25 protein-coding genes and 2 pseudogenes are annotated in these 26436 nt (G+C 40.0%); 14 read left to right on the top strand and 13 right to left on the bottom strand.

All coding sequences use genetic code 11. The features are described from left to right. Positions 1-34: 34 nt before the first annotated feature. From F975_RS08435 to F975_RS08425, 3 genes are all read right to left on the bottom strand, one after another. Positions 35-991 (bottom strand): efflux RND transporter periplasmic adaptor subunit, encoded by a 957-nt coding sequence (locus tag F975_RS08435; protein ID WP_004752270.1) that lies wholly within the window; start codon positions 989-991, stop codon positions 35-37. Next, entirely contained in the window at positions 988-1707 is a 720-nt protein-coding gene (locus tag F975_RS08430; protein WP_004752269.1) for an ABC transporter ATP-binding protein, read from the bottom strand. Before F975_RS08430 ends, F975_RS08435 begins: the two co-directional genes overlap by 4 nt. 244 nt (positions 1708-1951) lie before the next feature. Continuing rightward, on the bottom strand, positions 1952-2347 hold the full coding sequence (locus F975_RS08425) for a PAS domain-containing protein (RefSeq protein ID WP_212749271.1): 396 nt from the start codon (positions 2345-2347) through the stop codon (positions 1952-1954). A gap of 310 nt (positions 2348-2657) precedes the next feature. Here F975_RS08425 and F975_RS15475 point away from each other — a divergent pair. Together F975_RS15475 and F975_RS08420 are read left to right on the top strand one after the other, a co-directional pair. Next, positions 2658-2780: pseudogene (locus F975_RS15475) on the top strand (IS3 family transposase); the annotation flags it as partial. Between the two features lie 157 nt (positions 2781-2937). Continuing rightward, positions 2938-3987 (top strand): MBL fold metallo-hydrolase, encoded by a 1050-nt coding sequence (locus F975_RS08420; RefSeq protein ID WP_004752265.1) that lies wholly within the window; start codon positions 2938-2940, stop codon positions 3985-3987. 34 nt (positions 3988-4021) lie between these two features. On the opposite strand, the pseudogene F975_RS15705 reads toward F975_RS08420, so the two are convergent. The 8 genes and pseudogenes from F975_RS15705 to F975_RS08385 all read right to left on the bottom strand — a co-directional run. Then, positions 4022-4150, bottom strand: a pseudogene (locus F975_RS15705) (IS5/IS1182 family transposase); the annotation flags it as partial. 94 nt (positions 4151-4244) lie between these two features. Next, on the bottom strand, positions 4245-4979 hold the full coding sequence (locus F975_RS08415) for a COG4705 family protein (RefSeq protein ID WP_004752263.1): 735 nt from the start codon (positions 4977-4979) through the stop codon (positions 4245-4247). A gap of 204 nt (positions 4980-5183) precedes the next feature. Further along, a complete protein-coding gene (locus tag F975_RS08410; RefSeq protein ID WP_004752261.1) occupies positions 5184-5933 on the bottom strand; it encodes a YebC/PmpR family DNA-binding transcriptional regulator in 750 nt (249 codons plus the stop codon). A 108-nt stretch (positions 5934-6041) separates the two neighbouring features. Then, positions 6042-6605 carry a 1-acyl-sn-glycerol-3-phosphate acyltransferase gene (locus F975_RS08405; protein WP_004752259.1) on the bottom strand — a complete coding sequence of 188 codons (564 nt, stop codon included), beginning with the start codon at positions 6603-6605 and terminating at the stop codon, positions 6042-6044. Between the two features lie 109 nt (positions 6606-6714). Then, positions 6715-7350, bottom strand: coding sequence for an OB-fold-containig protein (locus tag F975_RS08400; RefSeq protein ID WP_034426237.1), 636 nt, complete (start codon positions 7348-7350; stop codon positions 6715-6717). 7 nt (positions 7351-7357) lie between these two features. Continuing rightward, positions 7358-7663 (bottom strand): Rieske (2Fe-2S) protein, encoded by a 306-nt coding sequence (locus tag F975_RS08395; RefSeq protein ID WP_171063172.1) that lies wholly within the window; start codon positions 7661-7663, stop codon positions 7358-7360. A gap of 17 nt (positions 7664-7680) precedes the next feature. After that, on the bottom strand, positions 7681-8685 hold the full coding sequence (locus tag F975_RS08390; RefSeq protein ID WP_004752254.1) for an adenosine kinase: 1005 nt from the start codon (positions 8683-8685) through the stop codon (positions 7681-7683). Between the two features lie 522 nt (positions 8686-9207). After that, positions 9208-9570, bottom strand: coding sequence for a hypothetical protein (locus F975_RS08385; RefSeq protein WP_004752253.1), 363 nt, complete (start codon positions 9568-9570; stop codon positions 9208-9210). A 298-nt stretch (positions 9571-9868) separates the two neighbouring features. Here F975_RS08385 and F975_RS08380 point away from each other — a divergent pair, with 298 nt between their 5' ends. After that, positions 9869-12811: an insulinase family protein gene (locus tag F975_RS08380; RefSeq protein ID WP_004752251.1), complete on the top strand. Its 2943-nt coding sequence runs from the start codon at positions 9869-9871 to the stop codon at positions 12809-12811. 19 nt (positions 12812-12830) lie between these two features. Beyond that, positions 12831-14027 carry a phospholipase A gene (locus tag F975_RS08375; protein ID WP_004752249.1) on the top strand — a complete coding sequence of 399 codons (1197 nt, stop codon included), beginning with the start codon at positions 12831-12833 and terminating at the stop codon, positions 14025-14027. 433 nt (positions 14028-14460) lie between these two features. Here the strand turns inward: F975_RS08375 and ilvA are convergent, their stop codons facing one another. Next, positions 14461-16005: a threonine ammonia-lyase, biosynthetic gene (gene ilvA / locus F975_RS08370; protein ID WP_171063146.1), complete on the bottom strand. Its 1545-nt coding sequence runs from the start codon at positions 16003-16005 to the stop codon at positions 14461-14463. A gap of 110 nt (positions 16006-16115) precedes the next feature. Here ilvA and rpiA point away from each other — a divergent pair, with 110 nt between their 5' ends. From rpiA to F975_RS08335, 7 genes are all read left to right on the top strand, one after another. Continuing rightward, positions 16116-16802, top strand: coding sequence for a ribose-5-phosphate isomerase RpiA (gene rpiA, locus F975_RS08365; protein ID WP_004752245.1), 687 nt, complete (start codon positions 16116-16118; stop codon positions 16800-16802). 1 nt (position 16803) lies between these two features. Continuing rightward, positions 16804-17472 carry a M48 family metallopeptidase gene (locus tag F975_RS08360; protein ID WP_004752243.1) on the top strand — a complete coding sequence of 223 codons (669 nt, stop codon included), beginning with the start codon at positions 16804-16806 and terminating at the stop codon, positions 17470-17472. A gap of 120 nt (positions 17473-17592) precedes the next feature. After that, positions 17593-18642, top strand: a complete 1050-nt coding sequence (gene argC, locus F975_RS08355; protein ID WP_004752241.1) for an N-acetyl-gamma-glutamyl-phosphate reductase — start codon at positions 17593-17595, stop codon at positions 18640-18642. A 63-nt stretch (positions 18643-18705) separates the two neighbouring features. Continuing rightward, positions 18706-19461: a DUF6776 family protein gene (locus F975_RS08350; protein ID WP_004752239.1), complete on the top strand. Its 756-nt coding sequence runs from the start codon at positions 18706-18708 to the stop codon at positions 19459-19461. A gap of 26 nt (positions 19462-19487) precedes the next feature. After that, positions 19488-19892 carry an ATP-dependent Clp protease adapter ClpS gene (gene clpS, locus F975_RS08345; RefSeq protein ID WP_155757307.1) on the top strand — a complete coding sequence of 135 codons (405 nt, stop codon included), beginning with the start codon at positions 19488-19490 and terminating at the stop codon, positions 19890-19892. A gap of 13 nt (positions 19893-19905) precedes the next feature. Further along, a complete protein-coding gene (gene clpA / locus F975_RS08340; RefSeq protein WP_004752235.1) occupies positions 19906-22179 on the top strand; it encodes an ATP-dependent Clp protease ATP-binding subunit ClpA in 2274 nt (757 codons plus the stop codon). Positions 22180-22185: 6 nt separating this feature from the next. Next, positions 22186-22545: a YnfA family protein gene (locus F975_RS08335; RefSeq protein ID WP_004752233.1), complete on the top strand. Its 360-nt coding sequence runs from the start codon at positions 22186-22188 to the stop codon at positions 22543-22545. Between the two features lie 309 nt (positions 22546-22854). On the opposite strand, the gene F975_RS08330 is transcribed toward F975_RS08335, so the two are convergent. Next, positions 22855-23784: a LysR family transcriptional regulator gene (locus tag F975_RS08330; RefSeq protein ID WP_004752231.1), complete on the bottom strand. Its 930-nt coding sequence runs from the start codon at positions 23782-23784 to the stop codon at positions 22855-22857. Positions 23785-23895: 111 nt separating this feature from the next. Between F975_RS08330 and F975_RS08325 the strand changes: the two genes are divergently transcribed. The 3 genes from F975_RS08325 to catA all read left to right on the top strand — a co-directional run bounded on the left by F975_RS08325 (position 23896) and on the right by catA (position 26356). Continuing rightward, entirely contained in the window at positions 23896-25005 is a 1110-nt protein-coding gene (locus F975_RS08325) for a muconate/chloromuconate family cycloisomerase (protein ID WP_004752229.1), read from the top strand. Between the two features lie 20 nt (positions 25006-25025). Next, positions 25026-25316: a muconolactone Delta-isomerase gene (catC, locus tag F975_RS08320; protein WP_004752227.1), complete on the top strand. Its 291-nt coding sequence runs from the start codon at positions 25026-25028 to the stop codon at positions 25314-25316. A 119-nt stretch (positions 25317-25435) separates the two neighbouring features. Then, a complete protein-coding gene (gene catA / locus F975_RS08315; protein WP_004752225.1) occupies positions 25436-26356 on the top strand; it encodes a catechol 1,2-dioxygenase in 921 nt (306 codons plus the stop codon). The last annotated feature ends 80 nt before the right edge of the window (positions 26357-26436 follow it).

The following is a 26436-nucleotide window of genomic DNA, read 5'->3' as shown; positions in this document are numbered from 1 at the left end:
GGTACTCCTTCATGCATGCAGGCTGACAGTATCATCACGATATCTTCATGGAAGATGGATTTGGCGTGGATTGAGGATACGTGCCATTCGAAAGTTTACTCGCTTTCGCCTCAATGAACACATCGACTTGCTGCCCAACGTAGATCGGCAAAGTGGTGTGATCAAAACTATAAATAACCTGCAAGGCACGGGTATCGACCCGCTCGGTGTTATCACCCGTCAGCGAGGTTTTGGGCAACACATACGGATCTACTCGTTCAAATTTCAGTGCGGTGTGTAGCGTTGGATTACCACGTACAAATGCCACAGCACGTGCGCCTGGTTGAATCCGCCATGCATCATTCTCATCGATGTCAGCACGTACGAATAGTCGATTATCATTCCCGAGCAACATTGAAGAGTCACTCGGAGCACCACCTTGCATGAATGCGCCGATCCGTATCTTGTTTTGCAATACTCGGCCACGGACTAACGCACGTACGGTATATCGGTCAATATCCATCTGAATTTGCTTGACCTGCGCTTGAGCTGATGCCAGCTCAGCTTTGGCAAGCATGACTGCAAAGCGCCGATTGTTTAGCTCTTCAACACTGATTGCACGTTTGTCCGATAAGCTGTTCGCAAGTCCAAATTGGCTCTTGGCTTGTGCCAAACGCGCAGCAATTTCTGAGATTTTCGCCACTGCGGGGATAAGTTGTGCTTGCTGTTCGCGATCGTCAATCTTAAACAACTTATCACCAACTTCCACTGGGCTACCTTCATGTACATAGAGCTCAACCACAACACCTGATACAGGCGTGCCGACAACAATATTTCCAGTGCTTGCTTCGATAATACCAGCTCCAGCAACAAAGCGTTCAAACGGTGATTTTGGCGGCTGTACTACCGGTTGAGATGTTGTAGACGATTGCCTATTACCTATCAGTACTACCGCGACGGCAAGGAGTAGACCAATCAGTGCGAGTATCGGGAGCAAATATTTACGCATCATTTCGCTTGCACCTCTTCAGTTTCAATCGTGACTTTGGCAATCTTCCCATCATCCATGTAGGCAATGCGGTCTGCGAACTCATAAATGCGAGTGTCATGTGTTACGACTACAAGTGCGCGGTCTGGAGCTTGCGCCACATTTCGCAGGATCTCCATCATGGCATGCCCAGTGGCGTGGTCCAGATTACTCGTCGGTTCGTCACAAATAATGATTTTAGGCTCATGCACAAGCGCACGCGCGATTGCCACACGCTGCTGTTGTCCACCACTGAGTTGGCTAGGAAGTGCATCTTCGCGTTCCGAAAGTCCAACCTGCTCAAGAACGACCCCAGCACGTTGAAGGGCAAACTTGCGATCTTCACCGCTGATTAATAGCGGTACAGCAACATTTTCAGCGATGGTCAATGAAGAGAGTAAGTTGAAATTCTGAAAAACAAAACCGATCGAAGTTCCACGAAAACGTGCTCGCTCGGCTGTATTCATGTTTTCCAAGTCTTTGCCGAGTATCGTGCAGTTGCCTGCATCGCGTTTCAATATACCGCCAATAATTGAAATCAAAGTTGTTTTTCCGCAGCCTGAAGGGCCAGCCAGAATGAGTAACTCACCTCGGTAAACATCAAGATTGATACCACGCAATGCGGTCACTTTTGCATCACCGATACCATAATCCTTGGTGACACCAGAACACTTGATGGCAACATCCTGACTCGATTTCATTATTTTTCTGTCCCTATATCTTATTATGGAAAGCTAGGTTTGAGTCGAACAATTAAACGCTCTGCTACATCAATAACAGAATATCCGTGTTCAGTATCAATTTAACAGCTTCATCTTTTAAATTTGAGGGTATATCGTTGTCCATTTATAGTGTTCTCTCCTATGCAAAAAGACTAGACGAAATTTGTCTAGGAGAGTGGTGGCAGCCCACTTTCATTACAATTTACTTAATTTATGAAAGCTTTTACTTCAAATTTTTTTGTTCAACGGATTCTGTCACATCGCGAGCTATAGCAACACTTCCTTGCACATGACCATCATTATCTTTAACTAAAGAAAAACTCATTTCTACATAGAGTTTTTTATCTACATCTTTATGAACTGCTCGGGTTAAAGTAGGTTTGCCTGATAATTTAAGATTTCCATTTTGGATGGCCATATTAAAGCCTTGCCAATGAGCGTTACGTGAACGCTCAGGAATTATCGCATCAAGGCTTTGCCCAAGTATTTCTGCTTTAGAAAATCCAAATAATCGGCTAGCAGCATCATTCCAACGCTGAATATTGCCATGATTATCTGCATAAATGACTGCATCACTAGTTTGTTCTATAATCAATTCAGCAAGTTCATTATTATTCATCATATAATTCCTTTTAATATACAAGCTCTACGGTTTAATGGATGCGACGCAGTAGATCTATTTAGTATAGTGTTACCACCGCTAAAAATAGAGTTACCATATAGCATCAGTTCTGTATAACTATTAAATGTGTTTAGAATACATCTTTTATAATTTTTTCACTAATTTATGCTCTATTCTCTTAGAGGTTAGTATTATTTTAAATAGAAGACGGTGCAAAATGGCATCAGTTAGTTCATTTAAGTGGGCTAACTGTAAATTAACATCATATAGGTTATACGACGTCAAAATATGAGCTTAAAGCCCGCATTTGTTAAAGAGAGAAAGAATCAAGAAGAAAATATACGCATCAAGAACTGAAGCCAGATCTGATGTCTTTGAATATACTGATATGTTCTACAATTCAAAACGTAGGCATGGTTCCAATGCTTAATGTTCTCCATTAGATTATGAAAAGATCCATCAAAAGATGATTATATGTGTATAGAATTTTGGTGGCTATTCAAGTGACAATCTATTTCTGAGTAAGTCATACCATTAAGGATATAAGATTTCAGACTCTGTATTTAAGAGCTAAACAAGGAAAAGTTATGAATAAAAAAACAATAGTAACAGCAGTTTATGGTCTCACTCTACCTTTACTATTTACTGCTTGTGCTCATACCTATACATTCGTTTCACAAGACAGAGTTAAAGCAGTAACGAGTAATAATGAATATTTGCACCTTGCCAGTACTCATCCTGCCCATATTGCTCCAAATAAAGATGAAATGCGTGTAACTTTATTGGGAACAGGTAGTCCTGTCCCAAGTGAACAACGTTTTGGTATGTCCACATTGGTACAAGCTGGAGGATATAATCTTGTTTTTGATGCAGGGCGAGGGGCAGTCGTTCGTTTAACCCAGGCAGGTATACCGTTAGGAAAGATAGATGGTGTTTTTTTAACCCATTATCATTCCGACCATGTCAATGGCCTTAGTGATATGTGGATGACAGGCTACATACCTGCTTTTGGAGGTCGTCAAGGTGATTTTAAAGTATATGGACCAACTGGCGTCCGTGCTTTAGTAGAAGGGTTGAAGATAGCCCATGCGGATGACATTCGAGTCAGGGTAGCAGATGGCGAGCTAAAAAAAGAGACGACTAATATTGTTGCTCATGAATTTCCTGAAGAAGGTGGTGTTGTTTTTAATCAAAATGGCGTAGTCGTTACAGCCTTTAAAGTTGAACATGACCATCATGGTGCTATTCGACCTGCGCTAGGTTATAGAGTGGATTATGCTGGACGTTCAGTCGTGATAAGTGGCGATACGATTCCCACTGCGAATATACTTAAATACGGCAAGGGCGTTGATTTATTGATCCATGAAGTCGCTGAGTTTCAAGATACGCATGCCGTGCCACAAGTGTATGCTCACCATACCAATCCTCGAGAGGCAGGTGAAATTTTTAATCAAACCAAACCTAAACTGGCAGTATATAGTCACATCGTAAATGGAGTTTCATCTAAAATTATCGGTATTCCTGATGATGTGTTAATCCAACGGACTAAGGTCAATTATCAAGGTCCTTTAGTCGTGGGTCGAGACTTAATGAGTTTTCTATTAACGCCGATGAAAATAGAGACTTACACACCTTAATTTTTCTAAGTCATCTTTATTTCGATTTAGAGAATTATGAGAGCTTGTTCTCAGACTGATAATTTCGCGAAAGCTTATCAAATCGGGTTGCTATTGCACTAAACAGTTTTAATTTCGCAAAGGCATTTTTAGTTAAATGCCTTAAGCGATATAAGTCCTTATCAAATGCTCTGCAACTGGACTGTCGTTGACTTCACTCCCAGCGATTTTAGAATCAAGGAGATCAAATCAGTGTGATCTCCTTATTTATTTTTGATTTATGAGTTTGCTTTTGAAGTACGTGTGGAAATGACAATAAAGATAAAAATAAATAAAATAAGAACGAATGATGCTCCAAAACGACTTAGGTCTAAACCACCATGAGAAATAGGTTTATCTAGAAAATCACCTAAAACTGCGCCTAATGGGCGAGTAAGAATGAAGGCACTCCAAAATAGAAAGGTGTGTGAGATCTTTGTCCAAAAGTAGCTCAGTGTTAGCAGCAATAACACGCTGCCAAAAATAATCGCAGAATATAAATAGCCTAAGCCTTGAGTGTCTGCAACCCAGTCTCCCAAAGCTGTTCCCAGCGTTTGTGAAAACATAATGGTAACCCAGTAAAACATCTCGGTTTTCGTGGATTGAATATTTTGCACGGAAAGAGAACGATCACTGTAATACCAGATTGCAAGTGAGCACAATAACAGTGAAAGCAACATCAGGCTTCCACCGAAGTACCCAATACCTAGTGACCGATCGACAAAATCTGCAATGGTTGTGCCTAATGTTGTTGTGGTAATAATAGTGAGCCAGTAAAGATATGGATGATATTGTTTAGCTTTAATCTGTAGACTCACAAAAAAAGCGAAGAGCAAGAAAAAAATAGCACTACTGCGGATATACCCCAAATCTAGTGACATTGAGAAGGCATCTCCCGCCGTTTCACCAAGTGTTGTAGCAGCAATTTTTATAATCCAGAAAATTAAAGTGACCTGAGGTACTTTATTCAGCATGTGTGAACTCCCACTTCTTATGAATGGGCAATAGTGTAAAGATCGGATATGAGCTGCAGCTTAATGTAATTTGGTTAATAAATTTTTGATAATACTAATTTTTTTATAATTCTTAATTTTGCTTAAGTTTTATATATTGATTGTGTAAGCATAAAAAAACGAGATTTAAAATTTTAAATCTCGTTTTTAGCTGAAGCGAGCGAATTAAGCATCTAACTGTGCAAGCACATCATCAGAAAATTCAACGTTAGTATAAACGTTTTGAACATCATCTAGATCTTCAAGCATATCAATCATTTTCATGATTTGTTTAGCTTGGTCGATGTCTGTAATTTCAGCTTTAGTCGATGGGCTCATGACTACTTCAGCATTGTCAGATTTTAGACCAGCTGCAGTTAAAGCATCTTGTACGTCACCAAAGCTTTCAGGTGAGGTAATAACCAAGATTTCGTCTTCATCAATTTCGATATCATCTGCGCCTGCTTCTAAAGCCACTTCCATGATTTTATCTTCTAAAGACACATCTTCAAATGTAATTTCACCACGTTTAGTAAACAGGTAAGATACAGAACCATTAGTCCCCAAGTTACCATTGGTTTTACTAAAACAATGGCGAACATCTGGAACAGTACGGTTTAAGTTATCAGTCATGGTTTCAACCAGTACTGCAACACCACCTACGCCGTAACCTTCATACGTTACTTCGTTTAAATCGTCGTTATCTTCACCACCAGCACCACGTTGAATAGCACGGTTAATTGCTTCACGAGTCATATTTACCGATAAAGCTTTTTCAACCACAGCACGTAAACGAGGGTTGCTTGCTGCATCGCCACCGCCTAACTTTGCTGCGGTTACAATTTCACGGATATATTTGGTAAAAACTTTAGCACGGCTGGCATCTTGTTTTGCTTTACGATGCTTTGTGTTTGCCCACTTGGAATGACCCGCCATGTAAATATGCTCCTCAAAAGATTGGTCTATACCAGATCAAAAAACTGCGTGATTTTAGCATAATCACTTTTATTTCACCAAGAAGATTTCGGTAAATCCCTATAAAGCTTATGTGTTTTTGGGTTCTGGAATAACAATATCCAGTCCTGCAAGTTCTTTGTACATGCCTTTCAGCGTTTGCATGTCCTGATCAAAATCATGTGGGTAAATTTTTCCAATAATGCCCCCTTGTTTTGTTGTAGGGTTGGCATACATCATAACAATTGGAACATTTGCCGCTTTGGCAATATGCCAAAAACCTGTGCGGATTGGTTTGCGGGGTTCACCATTTTTGGCACGTGTGGCTTCAGGTGCAATCACCAGATTAAATTTATTATTGCTTTGAAAAAGTTCCACCATTTGTGAAACAGTATCTTGTTTGGCTTTGCGATCAACTGGAATTGCACCTACAGCTTTAAGTAATGGTGCAATAGGACCTCTAAATAGTTCCTTTTTCATTAAGGTATGGGTTTGTAAACCCAAAATTTGAAAGAGTGATATAGATAAGACACCATCAAGCATGGATGTATGTTCAAAACCAATAATTACTTGTTTGTCCTCAAGAATGTTGTCTTGAAGATGATATGTCCAACCTGAAAGTTTAAAGGCGAGCTTTCCAAGTTGTTTTTTCATGAGATAACCTTACAGCTTGTATTTTAATGACAAATGGCGGTAAACGCCAAAAAAGATGCTGGATTGTATGACTCAAATCGGGTTTCGACAAGTTAAATTGTGGTTGTGCTTAGGCATCGTGAGGGCTAAACATATCATCGTCAAATAAATGATTAGATTCGACAATTTTTTTAGCAATGTAATAAGACTCGCGTCTACGAATTAAAATAATTTGCGAGTTGAGTTCAATTTCTCCAAACTCTGAACGAACCTGTACATAATGCAATTGACCATATTCATCGCGTACACGAGCTTGAGCTGTACTTTCAGGGCGAGCATTGCCATTACAAATCGTCGCAAGTCGACCAATCAGATTTTTTTGTTTGCTTTCAAATTTTGGTCGAATCACCTGATCTAAGCAGTGAATCATAAACACAGTAAAGAATAGGGCAATGACCAGTGCGGGTAAAAGCAGATAAACAACAGGAGCAAAATGGTTTTGATATGCAAAAAAGAACAATTGCAAAAAATAACCGGCAAAGCTGAAGTTAATCAGAAAAAAGACCACAATCAGGATTTTTGAAAATTTGATGTCTAACAGTGGCGTTTTGGTGATATGTGGAAACAGATGTTTTAACGAGGCGAAAGGGCGTCCACCTAAATAAAACCCGACTGTTTCAACCAGACTCAAAAGCACCAATGCCATCACACTGGCGTGAAATGGCATCAATTCATAACTGGTCAGAAATGCATGTAAACTGATCATGAGCAACTCAAGACGAGTAAATACCACCATCTGAATGTATCCGAAGCTCTATTTTTTGTAGGGATTCGCCCAGACATGGTCCAGAAATACATTCACCTGTTTCTACATTAAATAACGCGCCATGAGTAGAGCATTGGATAAACTCCTGATCTTGATCCAGAAATTGATTTTCTAGAAATTCAAGTTCAACTTGCAAATGTGGACACAGGTTTTTATATGCGTAAAACATTCCATCGCGTTGAGTCACAAAAATAGTTTCACCTTTATCATTTTCAAAGGTGCGTGCTTCGCGTTCAGGAATATCTTCAGTCATACAAATTTTGTGAGTCATTATGCAAGATCCAGTTCGATACTTTGTTGTAGTCTAGCATATTTTTCAATTGCGAGACGTGGGCCAAACTGAGCCACAACTTCGCTTGAAATTAAAATTGCAAGTTCAGCTGCTTGCTCTAGGTTTGAACCTTGGTGAATGGCATATAAGAATGCACCTGCAAAAGCATCGCCAGCGCCGTTGGTATCAACAGCTTTGACTTTGCGACCTTCTACATGAATTTTCTCGTTTTGGCTCGCAACCAATGCACCTTTTGCACCTAAGGTAATCACAACATTTTGATTGTTTTGTAATAAAACCTGTAAAGCTGCATCAAGTTCAGTGGTTTTGGTAAACATGAGTGCTTCTTGTTCGTTACAGAACAATAGATCAACACCTTCATCCAATAACTCGGTTAAACCTGCACGGGCATATTGCACCATGGCTGGATCAGACAAAGACAATGCAATTTTGACATCATTGGCTTTTGCAATTTCACGTGCTTTGGCAACCGCTTGACGAGCCGTATCACTGGTAGATAAATAACCTTCAATATATAGCCACTGCGCTTGTTCTAAGGGTTGAAAATCGATTTGATCGACAGACAGCTCTGCGGTAATCCCCAAATAGGTATGCATGGTGCGTTCAGTATCTGGAGTAATCAGAACCATACAGGTTCCTGTTATACCTTCGCTAATAGATTGTTGCGCTGTGAAAATACCTGCTTCATTTAAACCATCAAGGTAAATTTGACCGAGTTCATCATGACCTACGCGGCAACCATAAAAGGCACGACCACCTAAAGCACTGAATGCTACAGTTGTATTGGCAGCGGAACCACCACTTGCTTGACCTTTATAGGTTTGAGAGGTTTGTAAATTTGTATAAAGACGTGTCTGAGCCTCACCATCAGCCAGTTGCATGGTACCTTTTTGCAAATTGTGTGTTGCTAAAAAGTCATCGGAAACCTGAAATTCTTGGTCAATCAGGGCATTACCAAGTGCAAAAAGGGCAATTTTTGACATGTGTGGGCTCATTGCAAGTTTTTAAGGCTCAACATTTTACACTAAGCTAAAACAATACAGTAGTTAAGATGAATAAAATTCAGGTTTTGACTGTAAAAATGGATTTTTATTCAAAAATAATGAATTAAGCAGTTAATAATGGCTAGATTTCTCATTGTACTGATCATTTCTAGGGTTAGATTTAGTCTCTGAAATAGCCTAAGCATTAATAATTTAGAATCAATTATGTCTAAAGTGATCAAAAATAATAAATCTCTTACATAACGATTTACTCTCTTCATTTTTCTCATATAGAAAGAAATAAAAGGGGCTATGAAAGAGATCTAATTCAAAACAGTTTAATTTTTCGTGTCCGATCATAGTTATGATTTCGCTACTTTAAAAATCATAACCGTTGAAGTCGCAGAAGCCGTGTTTAATGCAAGTATAGATAAATGATTTGAGCTTTATTCTATGTTGGATAGCATTTTCAATTTTACATTCAAATTTTTTCTGAAATTATTTGGATCAAGGTTTATACAATTAATCTGGACTGATTCGCCCAGATACTTTGAAGTCTTTAGCTTTCACCCAACCTTCGGTATCGACACCATTTTTACCGATATACATGACATATAGCCATAGCTCATTTTCATTTTTAAATTCTTGATATGCAATCACTGAATCTTTTGGAATGATAAACACATTTTTGATTTTGCATTGTTCAGAAGGTGCAGTATGAAAATAGCTGCGATAACCTTGAGGTCCTTTGACTGTATAGCTGTATTTAGTGCCATAGATTGCACCATTGTCATCGGCAATTTTGGCGAGACGGTCACAATTGGGGCTAGCATACAAGCTACTGCTAAATAGGCAGAAAGCTGTTAATAAAAGAGGTTTTGTCATTATCGTCTACACTTTGGGTTTTGTTGTAAAAGTTAAGATTTTATTTTATTTGAATCTATGCATCGGTTTTTCTGTTAAAAACAGATCATTGATGATGATGTATTTTTAAGTTCTTATCAAATCTTTGAGTGAATCTTCAAGTGACTCAACTTACATTTTTGAATCTACACTATTTTTATTGTTTGCTGAAGATAGCACGATATAAAACCAAAATACTCAAGTTTTTACATGAAAATCTAGAGCATCTGTCGCATAATACAAAAATATGATTGATGATGATTTTTATTTAGGAGAGCACATGACTGTAGATGTCACTGAAACCATTACTCAAACGATTCATCCCGAGTTTCAGCTGTTACGTCAGCATCATGTTGAGGCTTTAGACATCGATGTTTATGAATATAAACACAAAGTGACTGGTGCTGTACATTATCATTTAGCCAGTGAAAATGATGAAAATGTATTTTTAGTCGCGTTCCGTACCCAACCGATGGACTCAAAGGGTGCAGCCCATATTTTAGAACATACAGCGCTTTGTGGTTCAGAGCGTTTTCCTGTGCGTGATCCGTTCTTTTTAATGATTCGCCGTTCATTAAATACGTTTATGAACGCGTTCACTTCAGCAGACTGGACGGCATATCCATTTGCAACACAAAACAAAAAAGACTTTCAGAATTTGCTTGCAGTTTATTTGGACGCAGCATTTGCTGCAAATCTCAATCCTTTAGACTTTGCCCAAGAAGGGATTCGGGTCGAGCTAGATGAGCAAGGCAAGCCTGTATTTAAAGGTGTGGTCTTTAATGAAATGAAAGGCGCAATGAGTTCGCCTTCAGACCAGCTTTACCACCAACTGTCGCATCATTTATTCCCAACCACGACCTATCATTACAACTCTGGTGGTGATCCAAAAGATATTCCAGATTTGACCTATGGCGAACTGCTTGAATTTTATCAAACGCATTATCACCCAAGTAACGCCGTGTTTATGACCTTTGGTGATCAAACTGCATATGAGTTACAAGAGCAGATCGAAACTCAGGTATTGCACAAATTCCAAGCAGGGCGAACTTTACACTCAACTCCAGAGCAGCGCCTGGCCGCACCGATTGAAGTCGCTGAAACATATGCGGTCGATGCAGAAGACCTCAAAGGCAAAACGTATCATGTACTTGCATGGTTATTACCCGAAGCCAGTGATATTAAACTGCGTTTAGGTATGCGTCTGGTTGAAGGGATTTTACTGGAAAATTCTGCATCGCCACTGCGTCATTATTTGGAAACGTGTGGTTATGCCGATTCTACAGGTCCATTTATGGGAGTTGACGACAGCAACTTTGAAATGACCTTCTACTGTGCGCTACAGGGTTCAGACCCTGAACATGCTCAAACTTTTAAAGAGGGCGTATTAAAAGTACTGCAAGAAGCTGCCTCTAAACCTGTTGATTCCAAGATGGTTGATTCAATTTTACATCAGATTGAATTACATCAGCGCGAAGTCGGTGGAGATGGTACGCCGTATGGTTTAAGTCTGATTTTAAATGGTTTAAGTAGTGCGATTCATCACAGTGATCCTATACATGTATGGGATGTTGATGCTGCTATGGAAGCTGTGAAAGAAGAGCTAAAAGACCCAATGTGGTTGTCTAACCTCATACAAACTTATTTGCTCGATAATACACATCGTGTACAGCTTACTTTAGTGCCAGACGCCAATAAATCAGTGCAGGAACAGCAACAGGAACAGGCACGTTTAGACCAGATTGAAGCAAGTTTAACGGAAGCTGATCGTGTTGCGATTCTTGAAAATACACAAGCGCTAAAACTGCGTCAGGAAACTCCAGATAACCTTGAACTGTTACCTAAAGTCGGTTTAGAAGACATCCCTGCAGAAATCCAGATTGTACAAGGTGAATTGCGCGAAATTATTAGCAATAACCACGATATGCCGTTGCATTTGTACCATGCAGGAACCAATGGCTTGTACTATCAACAAGTGATTGTTGAAATTCCAGACGCTGTGGTGCAATCGCCATATTTCAATTTACTGTCAATTTTAGTTGGCGAAGTTGGTGCTGGTGAGTATGACTACTTGGCACTTCAACATGTACAAACTGCTGTGAGTGGCGGTTTGGGCATGGGGGCATCGTTACGTAGCGGTTTGAACGATAAAAATCAGATCAGTGCATTTTTAACTTTAACCACGAAGTCTTTAGCAGATCGTTTTGATGCGATTAGCTTGTTGAAAATGACATTTGAAAAGCTACGTTTCGATGAAAAAGACCGTATTTTGGAATTGCTGCAACAACGTAAGACACGCTGGCAGTCACGTTTGTCTGGTTCAGGACACAGTTATGCCATGCAAATTGCTTCACGCCACATGAGTGCTTTGGCAGAACGTGATTATTTCAATACGGGTCTAGGTGCTTTGAACTGGCTAGCAGAACTGATTGAAAAAATTCAGAAAGATGAGCAGGCTTATACTGATTTTATTCAGGAATTAAAAAATATTCATCAGTTGTTATTGCAAGCACCAAAACAATTTTTACTGGTTTGTGAAGACATGCACAGTCAAGCATTGGTAGAACATGTGCAGGATGTTTGGGATAAAGTTGAATTTTCTCGTGAGCCAATCGAATTAAGCACAGTACGCCGTGAGGATTCTAAGCAAGATCAGGCATGGCTCATTCAGACCAATGTACAATTCTGTTCGGCTGCTTATCAGGCTGTAGAAGTATCACACCCTGACGCTGCGGTATTTATGGTCTTGGCAGGTTATTTGCGTAATGGTTTCTTGCACAGTGCCATTCGTGAAAAGGGTGGTGCATATGGTGGTGGAGCGAGCTACGATGGTAATGCGTGTTCATTCCGATTCTATAGCTACCGCGACCCGCGTCTCACTGAAACTTTTCAGGATTTTGAAGCAAGCTTGAATTGGTTGATGACAGCACCGCAGTTACCGCATCAGCTTGAAGAGGCGATTTTGGGCTTGATTGCTGGTATGGATAAACCAGGTTCTCCAGCAGGTGAAGCAATTAGTGCATGTTATGCTTTGTTGCACAAACGTTCACCTGCATTTAGAACCCAGTTACGTGCACAAATATTGGCAGTCACATTAGATGATTTAAAACGTGTTGTAGAGCAGTATTTGCTCAACCATAAAGCAGTAAAAGCGGTTGTCGCACCATTTACCAAGCGAGAACAACTGGAACAACTAGGTTTTGAGATTCAACAAGTCAATTAATCTGTTGGAGATTCAGCATATGCCGTTCAAAGCGATTGAACGTACTTATCAAGCACTGCGATTTATTCCAGTGCTTGGTGGCGGCTTATTGTGTTGTTCTATGAGTTTTGCTGAAGAAAAAGCATCAGAAAATTTCCATCCTACCAGTGGACAGGCCTGTGCAGGGATAATCGGTGATTCTGACCGCCTTGCCTGTTATGACAGCTATTTTAAACCGAAGCAGTTACAAGATAATGCGCCTTTAAATGCTTTGACCGAGACAGTTACTCAACCAAGTCAACTCATGTCTGTGCCTGCTACAACCATCGCGAAAGGCACAGAAGAAGCTAGCCTAAAAGAAAAGTTAGCCCGCTCTTTGCACTATATTTATTCAAATGATGCGCGGCAACCTTTGAATACCCAAACCTCTTTGTTCGACAGTCGTTGGGAATTGTCTGAAAAAAGTAAATTGGGCACATGGAATATTCGGGGGTATAAGCCGATTTATGCGTTACCAATTTTTTGGACAAGCAATCGTAATGTATACCCGAGCAGCCCAAATCCGCTGAATACTGTGACCGAGCGGCAAGATCTGGATTTCACAGAATCCAAATTCCAGTTGTCTTTAAAAACCAAAGCATGGGAAAACATCTTTGGTGACAATGGTGATTTATGGATTGGTTATACTCAGTCGTCACGGTGGCAAGTTTATAACGCTCAGAATTCACGTCCATTTCGTGAAACAAACTATGAACCTGAAGCAAGCTTGATTTTTCGCACCAACTATAATCTGATGGGGTTAGATGGTCGCTTGTTGGGTATAAGTTTTAACCATCAGTCCAATGGACGAGCTGATCCATTTTCGCGTAGTTGGAATCGTGTCATGTTAAATCTTGGTTTTGAACGTGACAATTTTGCCATTATGATTCGTCCGTGGTATCGAATTCCTGAAACAACACGGGATGATAACAACCCTGATATTGAAAATTATATGGGGCGAGGTGATATTACGGCATTTTACCGCGTAAATGACAATGACTTTTCTTTAATGTTACGCCACTCCTTACGCACAGGTGATGCATCGCATGGCGCAGTACAGTTTGACTGGACATTTCCGATTAAAGGTAAATTACGTGGTCAAATTCAGTACTTTAGTGGTTATGGTGAAAGTTTGATTGACTATAACCATCGTGCCAATTATATCGGGGTGGGGGTTTCCTTGATGGATTGGTTCTAAATTTTTCCACATAAAAACCATGCTTAGCATGGTTTTTTATAAACAGGTTTTAAATAGCCTAAGTAAGTTTTAGAACTCAAATTTACTCAAAAACTAAAATTAAACCATGAATTAATTTGAATTCGAGTCATAAAATAATTCAAAGAACTTATCTTCGATGCTGCAATTAAATAAGCCAAATAAACAACTAAATATGTTACGTAACCAATTTAACTCTATTGGTAAATCCTTCTATGCATACCTTAGGTATGGCTGAAAACAAACAGCCAATCTAAAGATTTTTACTAAGTTTAAAATACACAAACCACAAAAATCAGTAGATAGGTAATGAGGCTATAGCCAGAGCTTTAGTTTAAATACAGGTTATAAGCAATAAGTTTTCGCCAAAAACAAAAACCGATGCATGAGGCATCGGTTTTTTGTTTCAAGCAACTTATTTTAAGAAGCGTTTGTAGCCTAAGTTTTGGCTAATTTCTTCATACGGATAAGTAATCTTTTCTAATGTTTCAATCAGCACATCTGGTTGTTCATCTGCATCAGTCGCTTGTAAACCAACAAGTACACGACCTTCAGCCGCACCGTGGTTACGGTAGTGGAATAAGGTAATGTTATGGTTTGGCCCTAAACGTTCGAGGAAAGTAAGTAATGCACCTGGACGCTCAGGGAACTCGACACGGAACAAACGCTCATTGTTGATGTTGGCATGTCCGCCAATCAAATAGCGAATGTGTAATTTTGCAACTTCATCGTCAGATAAATCATCTACATCGTAACTGGCTTTGAGCGATTCAAAAATTTCTTTACGTTCTGCCTGACCACCTTTTAAGCTAATGCCAACAAAGACTTGTGCTGAGTGTTCATCATTGCAACGGTAGTTAAATTCGGTAATGTTGCGACCTTGCAAGGCACGGCAGAAGTTCAGGAATGAACCTTTTTCTTCAGGAATAGTCACTGCATAAATTGCTTCACGATGTTCACCAAGCTCGGTACGTTCTGCAATGTAGCGTAAACGGTCAAAGTTCATGTTGGCGCCGCACACGATAGACACCATGTTTTTGCCCTGAATATTGGTTTCAGCCACAAATTTTTTGATCGCAGCAAGTGCCATGGCACCCGATGGCTCGACAATACTACGGGTTTCATCATAAGTGTCTTTGATTGCCGCACAGATTTCATCGGTGTTTACAGTAATGACTTCAGGCTCAATGATTTTCCCTGAACCATCTGATTTTTCCATACGCAAAATATCAAATGGCAGCGCGCCAATTTGTGCAACAGCTGTACCATCGGCAAATAGACCCACTTGTGGTAGAACTACACGCTCATTGGCTGCTAATGCTGCTTTTAAACAGGCAGATTCATCGTATTCAACGCCGACAACTTTGACATGAGGTGCAACTTCACCAAAGTAAGCTGCGATACCTGAAATGAGACCGCCACCACCAACAGCAACAAAAATATAGTCGACTTCGCGCCATTGACGGTGAATTTCGTTTGCAATTGTACCTTGACCCGCAATCACCAGTTCGTCGTCATACGGAGGAATAAAGGTGAGACGTTCTTCCTGAGCGCGCTGCTGCGCGTATTTGTTGGCTGCATCAAAAGCATCGCCATGTAAAACCACTTGACCGCCAAGGCGTTTTACCGCTTGAACTTTAATATCTGGTGTGGTTTGCGGCATGACAATAATTGCTGGAATACCGAGTTTTGCGCCAGACAATGCCACGCCTTGTGCATGGTTGCCTGCCGAAGCCGTAATCACACCACGTTCTAACTGCTCTTTAGGAAGTTGGCTGATACGGTTATAAGCACCACGCAGCTTGAAAGAAAAAACAGGTTGTAAATCTTCACGCTTCAGACGAATATTATTATTGAGTTTTTGACTAATTCGTGGTGCCGCTTCGAGAGGAGATTCAATTGCAACGTCATAGACTGTTGCTTGTAAAATTTGTCTTACCAAGCGAAACAACATGTTCATCTTCCATTTAACAGTTTAAAATAGATTTACATTGTAACAAACCGCTTGTCTTTTGGGCGGCTAAATTACGCTAAATCTTTCATCATTTGAGATATTGAGTTAAAACCATTATGAGTCTATATGCAACCCAAGATGCGAAAAAACAAGCTGCAGCACAAGCCGCATTGAAACATTTGCCTAAAGGCGGCATTTTAGGTGTTGGTACAGGCAGTACAGTTAACTTTTTAATTGACTTGTTACCAGAACTACAACTTGAAGCTGCTGTGGCAAGTTCAAAAGCAACTGCTGAGCGTTTAACAAAGCTAGGGATTGAAGTTGTTGATATGAATCAGGTGGGAAGTCTCGATGCCTACGTTGATGGGGCAGATGAAATTGACCGTCATTTGCATATGATCAAAGGTGGTGGCGCAGCGTTAACTCGTGAAAAAATCGTGGCATCAATTGCACGTAAATTTGTATGTATCGTTGATGACTCAAAATGGGTTGAACAACTAGGCCGTGAGTTCCCGCTTCCTGTAGAAGTGATTCCTATGGCGCGTTCAGCTGTTGCACGTAAACTGGTGGCTTTGGGGGGGGATCCTGTATTTCGTGTAGATGATCAGGAAAAAGCAGTCATTACAGACAATGGCAACGTGATTCTGGATGTTTATAACTTAAATATTCTAGATGCACTAGAACTTGAAAAAACCATCAATAACATTCCAGGTGTCGTGACCAACGGTATTTTTGCGCTAAACAAAGCTGATATTGCGATTGTTGCTACTAACAATGGCATTGAAGAGCGTTTCGCAGTTTAATATGTCGCAGGTTGCACTGCCTGAAATTAAAATTGTACGTCACGCAAGAGCAACTCAGTTGCGCTTGCGTGTCTACACGCATGAGATTCGCTTAACAGTTCCATTGTGTTGCAAACAAAAACAGGTTCAACAATTCTTAGAAGATTCACAGCTTTGGCTAGAAGACACTTGGCAAAAAATCCAACAACAAAAAATTAGTGATTTTCCTGAATATTTAGATTTGTTTAACTTTCCTCAACTGGCAATTGTACCTCGCTTACAGCAACAAAACTTTGTCTTTGAGCCTGAAAATAGCTGTGTTTATTTACATCAGCAACAGTCTGCTAAAGCTTTGAAGAGTTTTGTGATCGCCCATGCCAAAAATACGTTACCAGAATTTCTTGAAGATGTAAGCCAGCAGATTGGCTTGCCTTACCAGTCTTATCAGATACGTTTTGCCAAGTCGCGTTGGGGAAGTTGTAGTACTCAGCACAAAATTATGCTGAATGCTGCGCTAGTTTTATTACCCAAAGAAATTATTCGCTATGTCTGTGTGCATGAGCTTGCGCATACACGCCATTTTAACCATAGTGCTGAATTTTGGCAGGAAGTTGCTCGACACGATGCCAATTTTCAGCAACATCGGCAGATATTGAAAAAATTTCAGTGGTCAAATTGGTGGCTTAGTTAAAGCGATTTTGATTCAAGGCTTGAAAAATCTATCCAGTTGATTATGAAATAGGTTTAGAAAAGCCAATCTTCCTGTCATACTAGACCTATTTTTTTAAAGTACAGCATGAGGTAACACAAAGTGATTTCAGTGGGTATTGTGGGTGGCACGGGTTATACAGGTGTTGAACTTTTGCGTATTTTACTTCGACATACGCAAGCTCAAGTGCAAGTTCTCACTTCACGGACTGAAGCTGGTAAACGTGTTGCCGATATGTTTCCGAATTTACGCGGGCATACCGATCTAGAATTTTCTGATTTAGATATTAATGTGCTGAAACAGTGTGATGTGGTGTTTTTTGCGACACCGCATGGGGTTGCCATGCAACATGCTCAAGCACTGACTGAAGCAAATACCAAAGTGATTGATTTGGCCGCTGATTTCCGCTTACAAAACCTTGAACAATTTGAGAAATGGTATGGCATGCAGCATGCTTGCCCTGAGTTATTAAAAGACTCGGTTTATGGTTTATCTGAGTTAAATCGCGACAAAATCAAACAAGCCAACGTGATTGGTAACCCAGGTTGTTATCCAACAACTGTACAGTTGGGTTTGGCGCCTGTGTTAAAAGCAGCACAAAACCTCATTAAACCTGAAAGTATTATCATTGATGCTAAATCGGGTGTTTCAGGTGCAGGTCGTAAAGCCAGCCTTGGCATGATCTACTCAGAAAATGCCGATAACTTCAAGGCGTATGGGGTTGCAGGGCATCGCCATCATCCTGAAATTGTTGAAGCACTTGAAAATATTTCGGGTAAAACTGGCGTATTTGAACAAGTGATTTTTATTCCGCACTTAGTGCCAATGATTCGCGGCATGTTAAGCACCATTTATGTGGACTTGACTGAAGCAGGCGCTCAGACGGATTTACAAGCCTTGTACGAGCAGTTTTATGCCAACGAGCCATTTGTGGATGTGATGCCAGCAGGTAGTTCACCAGAAACGCGTAGTGTGCGTGGTGCAAACCAGTTGCGTATTGCTTTGCATAAACCTCATCCAAACAAGCTGATCGTGCTGTCTGCGCAAGATAACTTGGTGAAAGGTGCAGCAGGGCAAGCCGTGCAAAATATGAACATTATGTTCGGTTTTGCAGAAGATGAAGGCTTGGCAGGTATTGGTTTATTACCATAATTTTTTTAAAGCAAAAAGAAGTGCCATTATTGTGATGGCACAGTAAAAAATTGAGCGTTCGAGATGACAGATCAAACTACAAAATCGAATAATCCTTTAGATTCATACTCTGAGCCAAAAACTCCTTTTCTACAATCCAATAAATTTTTGATATTGGCTGGTATTGTGCTGCTATGTGGCGGAACAATACTGGGGTATTCTGTAGGGCATCGACAAGGTTTGTCAGTGGTTGGTTACGATGCTGACGCTCAGGAGTTGGTCAGGATCGTACAAAAGCAAAAAGACAATCTGAGTAATCTCAATAAAAGTTATAACATGGCGGTTCAGGAACGTGATATTGCTGTGAGCAATACCAATGACTTGACGGCAGTTTTGAAAAAGACCAGAGATGATTTATCGATTGCACAATCACAAAGTAAAATTTATCGCGATGTTTTACGTCAACGTGGCGGTTTAAGTTTAAGCATCCAAAATTTAAGTATTAAGCCATTGCCTGAAAATGCCTATGAATATCAGCTTGATTTGGCACAAGTCAGTCCAAATAACAGCCGTGCAGTTGGCTCAGTTGAAATTCGTCTGATTCGTGGTACTGAGGTGTTGACTGTACCTATGGAAGACAGCCAATTCAACTTTATGGACTTTGAACGCCTTACAGGGCGTTGGACGATGCCAAAAGACTTTGTGCCACAATATATTGAAATTCATTTAAATGGTGCGGTGTCGGAAATTAAACGCTTTAGCTGGTTACGCGGAGAAGAAGTGAAAAATGCATCAGCTTTCGTTTCCGAAGTCCCACAAGCCGAAGCTCGAGCAGAATAACCATGAAATTAGATATTACAGCAAATATGAAACGAAAAATTTGTTTAAATGATGTCAAAATGACCTTTCAGCAATCAGGATATGTTGATTGGCATTTCAACCCGTCTTTGCATGATCAGTCTGAAGAACACCCTGATTCTGACCTCGCTGTCAAAACGGCTCCGCCCGAACTAAAGCGTCCTCCATTGTATGCTGTGGTGTTGTTGAATGATGATTACACACCTATGGACTTTGTTATTGAAATTTTACAAGAATTCTTTGCAATGAATCTTGACCAAGCCACTCAAGTAATGCTAACTGTACATTATGAGGGGAAAGGTGTCGCTGGCACCTATCCTCGAGATATTGCTGAGACAAAAGCAAATCAGGTAAATAATTACGCTCGGTCACAAGGTCATCCATTACTTTGCCAGATTGAGCCAAAATCATAATAAGGGGGTCAACATGCTCAGTCGCCAATTAGAAGTATCATTGCGTTTAGCTGTAAGCATGGCTCGGCAAAAGAGACATGAGTTTTTGACGGTTGAACATTTACTCCTTGCATTGCTCGACAATGATTCTGCGGTCAATGCCTTAAAAGCATGTGGTGCAGATGTTGTTACGTTGCGCAAAGAGTTAGAAGAATATGTTGAACAGCATACGCCAAAACTTGGCGAAAATAGCGAGCAAGCACCACATCCAACTGAAAGTTTTGATCGTATTTTGCAACGTGCGATTTTCCATGTGCAATCTAGCGGCGGAGACCGTACTGTAGAGGGTGCAGATGTCCTTGTTGCCATGTATTCTGAACGAGATACTTTTGCTGTTTATTTATTAAAACGTCATCAAATTAATCGTTTAACTTTGACTCAATATCTTTCTCATGGTTCACGTAAAGAAGAAATTCAGGTTGAAGAAGAATCTGATGATCTTGAAGGTGAAACCACCAACACAGCAGCAGGTCCACTAGAACAATACACAACCAATTTAAATGTTGAAGCTGCCAAAGGTAAAACTGACCCGCTCATTGGTCGTGAAAAAGAAATTGAACGTACTGCACAGATTCTTTGCCGCCGCCGCAAAAACAACCCGCTTCTTGTGGGTGATCCAGGCGTAGGTAAAACCTCAATTGCCGAAGGATTGGCTTGGCTGATTGTGAATGGAAAAGCACCACAACCACTGAGTAAAGCTGAAGTTTATAGTCTGGATATTGGTGCATTGGTTGCAGGAACCAAGTATCGTGGTGATTTTGAAAAACGCTTGAAACAATTATTGACTGCGTTGAAAAAAAATCCAAATGCAATTTTATTTATTGATGAAATTCATATGATTATTGGTGCTGGCTCAAGCATGGGCAGCACGATGGATGCATCAAATTTGATTAAGCCTGCATTAGCAAATGGTACATTGCGTTGCATTGGTTCAACCACATTCCAAGAATACCGTCAGGTATTTGAAAAAGATCATGCTTTATCTCGTCGTTTTCAAAAAGTTGATGTCAATGAACCAAGTATTTCAGAAACCATTGATATTCTTCGTGGGTTGAAAAGTAAATTCGAAGAATTTCATCATGTGGAATATGATGATAAAGCGCTTGTTTCAGCCGTTGAACTCGCAGCGAAATTCATTACAGACCGTTTCTTGCCAGATAAAGCCATTGATGTCATCGATGAGGCAGGGGCACAGCGTCGTTTAAAACCAAAAGAAGATAACAATCTGATTACGGTTGAAAACATTGAAGATGTTGTTGCTAAAATTGCTCGTATTCCACCAAAAACAGTATCAAAAGACGATAAAACTGTTCTGGAAAATCTTGAACGTGATTTGAAACGTGTAGTTTTTGGTCAGGATGAAGCAATTACTGCCTTGGCTTCTGCGATTAAACTGTCACGCGCTGGTTTGAAATCACCAGATAAACCTGTGGGAAGTTTTGTATTTGCAGGTCCAACAGGGGTGGGTAAAACCGAAGTCACCAAACAATTGGCAAAAATCTTAGGTGTAGAGCTAGTACGTTTTGATATGTCTGAGTACATGGAGCGTCATGCAGTCTCTCGTTTAATTGGTGCGCCTCCTGGTTATGTCGGTTTTGATCAAGGTGGATTGCTCACAGACGCAATTCATAAAAATCCGCACTGTGTGTTACTGCTTGATGAAATTGAGAAAGCACATCCTGACGTTTATAACTTGTTGTTGCAAATTATGGATCATGGTTCATTAACCGATAATAACGGTCGTAGATCTGATTTCCGTAATGTTATTTTAGTTCTTACTACCAATATTGGTGCAGAGAGTATATCTAGAAGCAGCATTGGTTTTACAGAACAAGACAACAGTAATGACAATCAGGAAGCAATGAAACGAGCATTCTCACCTGAGTTCCGTAACCGTTTAGACAGTGTGATTCAATTTAAAGCCTTGCCTCCAGTGGTAATCGAATCTGTGGTTGATAAATTCTTAACTGAATTGCAAGCACAGCTTGATGATAAAAGAGTGGTGCTTGAAGTGGATCAAAGCGCACGTGATTGGTTGGCAGTCAATGGTTATGATCGCCTCATGGGGGCTCGTCCAATGCAGCGTCTTATCCAAGAACACTTGAAAAAACCATTGGCAGAAATGATTTTATTTGGTGAATTAGCCGAATATGGTGGCAATGTTGCTGTGACTGTTAAAAAAGAGAATGGGAAGGATGTTGGTCTACAACTTACTGTATTTGAAGACCAAACTGCAGAACCTGCATAATTATTTATGAATGAAATTTTACCTATAACCCAAATACTTCGTGTATTTGGGTTATTTCTTATTACAGCAATTGCTGAACTACTTGGATGTTATTTCCCTTATTTAATTTTGAATCAGGGGAGGAGTGCATGGCTCTGGCTGCCAACGGCAATCAGCCTGATGTTATTTGTTTGGTTACTGACATTGCATCCTGCCGCTTCAGGTAAAATTTATGCAGCATATGGTGGGGTTTATATTTTTACGGCCTTGCTCTGGTTATGGTTTGTTGATCAAGTGGCCTTAACCCGTTGGGATGTTTTGGGTGGGATCATTGTACTTGTCGGCGCTGCAATCATCATATTACAACCACAAGGTTTATTACGTTAATCATTAAAATAGCCTAAGTAGGCTGATAAAAAATAAAGCACCTAATTTTAAATATTCCAGCTAAAAAATTATAAATATGCATTCAATATTTTTATAAATTTACTTTATCTCTCAATATAAAAAAGAACATAAACAATTATGGAAAAAGTCTATTTACTATGAAAACTCATTTTATATCATGTAGCTAACAACTTAATGGAGCAGCACAAAAGCTCTTATAAAAGAGCATATTATAAGAAGCCTCTGTGCTACGATCTTTTAAAAATTAGCAATCATAAAATATTTTTTGATTAAAATAGCCTAAGCAAATTAAAAATTCTTAAAATCAATATAATCATCATAGAGAAACCCTTCATAATCATAAATACGCCGAATTGTTTCAAACAAAGTATAAATATAATTACTATCTTCCATATTACGAATAGCTAAAAATATAGGACTTAAAGCATTTGGATCAATTAATGGTAAGTAATTCAACTGAGCCAACTGAATACTATCTGTGCTCTCAGGCACAATACAAACGCCTTCACCTGCAGCCACTAACCCTAAAGCCAGTTGAATTTCACGAGCTTCTGTTAATTTTTGCGGCTCTAAACCATGCTCTGAAAAAATAGAAAGCACATGTGTTGAAAAATTTGGTTTGGCAGTAGACGGGTAAAGTAAAATATTTTCATCCACTAAATCCGCTAAATGAACCCCTTTATCTTTATGCTGGTTGAGTGGGTGACTGGCGTGTACTGCGACAGTCAGTTTTTCATTGCGTAATAAAACACGTTTAATTGCAGGATCACTAATTTTAAGGCGCCCAAAACCAACATCGATTCGCCCATCTTTTAATGCCTCAATTTGTGTTTGCGTACCCATTTCAATCAGCTCGATTTTTAACTCAGGATGCTTTTGTCGATATAAATAAATAATTCTAGGTAATAAACCAAATAATAATGAGCTGACAAAACCAATACGAATGGTGGTCTGTACAGCATTAATGCGCTGAGTCATCGATACCATTTGTTCTGCATTCGACAAAAGTTTAATGGCATGCTGATAAAAGAATTGCCCTGCGGGTGTTGTTTTTAAAGGGCGGCTTCCCCGTTCAAATAACTGAATTCCAAGCTCTTGCTCTAAATTCTGAATTTGCCGACTAAGGGGAGGTTGAGCAATGAACAATCGTTCAGCTGCTTTTGTGAAGCTTTGTTCCTCTACCACCGCCACAAAATAGCGCAGATGACGTAATTCCATACCCTTACTCCATACCTAAAAGATATATAAAAATGCAAAAACAGTCTTTCACATAAATTAATCATTCATTTAAAGTATACACAAGCAAGAATGTTTTGGACACTAAAGACCATGTATAAATCCATTGAAACAATTCTGATTGATATACCAACAATTCGTGCACATAAGCTCTCTGTTGCAACGATGAGTACACAAACATTGGTATTGGTAAAAATTACAACAGACGATGGTTTTATTGGCTGGGGTGAGGCAACCACTATTGGCGGTTTGAATTATGGTGAAGAAAGCCCAGAAAGTGTAAAAACAAATGTTGAAACTTATTTCGCACCTTTATTGAAATCAGTTAAAGGTTTGAATATTGCTCAAACATTAAAAATGATTCGTAAGAGCATTAATGGTAACCGTTTTGCGAAATGTGCGATTCAAACAGCTTTGCTTGATATTCAGGGTAAGCGCTTAGGTGTTCCAGTCAGCGAATTACTTGGTGGTCGTTTACGTGATGCCTTACCTGTGCTTTGGACTTTAGCTTCTGGTGATACTGCGAAAGATATTGCTGAAGCGCAGCAACTCATTGAGATTAAACGTCACAATGCATTCAAGCTAAAAATTGGTGCAAACAAATTACAACAAGATGTTGATCACGTTATTGCGATTAAAAAAGCGCTTGGTGATAGCATTAGTATTCGTGTAGACGTCAATCGTGCTTGGTCTGAAATTGAATGCATTAAAGGAATTCAACAGTTACAAGATGGCGGCATTGATTTAATCGAACAGCCTTGTGCAATTGAAAACACGAATGCACTTGCTCGTTTAACCCAGCGTTTCGATGTTGCGATTATGGCGGATGAAGCATTAACTGGACCAGATAGTGCATACCGTCTTGCTAAACAGCATGGCGCAGATGTTTTTGCAGTCAAAATTAATCAGTCTGCAGGTCTGATCGAGGCATGTGAGGTTGCCAAAATTGCCAAACTGGCAGGTATTGATCTATATGGCGGTACGATGCTGGAAGGTCCTATTGGCACAATTGCTTCAGCACATGCTTTTTCAACATTTGAATCGCTTGCCTATGGCACTGAGTTATTTGGGCCATTGCTACTGACTCAGGATATTCTCAAAACTCCACTGCAATATGAAAACTTTGAGCTTAAGGTTCCAACAGGTCCTGGGCTTGGGATTGAAGTGGATGAAGATAAAATTGATCAATTACGTCGTAAGTAAGGTTTAAAGGAGTCGCGCATATGCTTTTTCAGGTACGCATGGATGTCAATATTCCATTAGATATGCCAGTAGAGAAAGCAGCTGAAATCAAAGCTGTTGAAAAAGCCTACTCACAGGAATTGCAACGTCAAGGTAAATGGCGCCATATTTGGCGTATTACAGGGCAGTATTCCAACATCAGTATTTTTGATGTCGAGAGCAATGAAGAATTGCACCAGATTTTACAAGGGTTGCCATTGTACCCATACATGAATGTTGAAGTGATGGCACTTAATCGTCACCCGTCATCTATTCGTGAAGATGATCGCTAGTCGATACAGGCACGAACAGAATTTAGTTTTTAAACAAGGATGTGGTTAGCAACATTTGCCAGCTTTTAGGAATAGCTTGCCACAATATTAGCCAGTATTCATATTCAAGGAGAATTTATATGGATCGCCAAACAATTGAAAATATAGTTAAAACATGTAACGTGGACACTTCTGAAGGTCCAGTAAATCCACGTGTACAGCAAGTTCTTGTACGTTTGGTTACTGATTTGTTCCAAGCAATCGAAGATCTTGACCTCAGCCAGTCTGAAGTTTGGAAAGGTATCGAAACTATGATCGATATCGCTAAAGCTGATGAACTCGCACTTATGGGTTCTGCGGTAGGTCTTGAACACTTCCTTGACCTTCGTGCAGATGAAGCTGATGCTAAAGCTGGCTTGACAGGTGGTACACCACGTACGATTGAAGGCCCTTTATACGTTGCTGGTGCACCTGAATCTACTGGTTTTGCACGTATGGACGACGGTTCTGAAGAAGGTAAAATCGCAACTTTGATCATCGACGGTACAGTAACAGATACTGATGGTGACATCATTCCTGGTGCGAAAGTTGAAATGTGGCATGCAAACAGCCATGGTAACTACTCGTTCTTCGACAAGTCACAGTCTCACTTCAACTTGCGTCGTACAATCTTATCTGATGCAAACGGTAACTACACTGCGCAAACAACTATGCCAGTAGGTTATGGCTTGAACCCTGAAGGCCCACTACAAGGTGTGTTGAACCAGATTTCTCGTCACGGCCAACGTCCTGCACACGTGCATTATTTCATCTCTGCACCAGGTCACCGTAAATTGACAACTCAGTTCAACATCGAAGGTGACAAATACCTTTGGGATGACTTTGCATTCGGTACTCGTGAAGGTCTAGTTGCAACTGCTGTTGATGTAACTGACGAAGCTGAAATTGCACGTCGCGGTTTGAAAGGTTCTTTCAAACACATCCAGTTCAATGTTGTGCTGCAAAAAGACAAAACTGGCGCTCCTTCTACTGAAGTTGAACGTCGTCGCGCAAGCGCTTAACTCACCATATCTTAAGGAACCAAAACGCTTAATTTTTTACACTCAAGCGTTTTGGTGACTTCCTAACTTTTGGAAAGTCG

Origin of the sequence: Acinetobacter brisouisimilis, assembly GCF_000368265.1 — a bacterium.
Taxonomy (GTDB): domain Bacteria; phylum Pseudomonadota; class Gammaproteobacteria; order Pseudomonadales; family Moraxellaceae; genus Acinetobacter.
The sequence above is the reverse complement of the archived record's forward strand: the minus strand, read 5'-3'. Positions and strand labels throughout refer to the sequence as shown.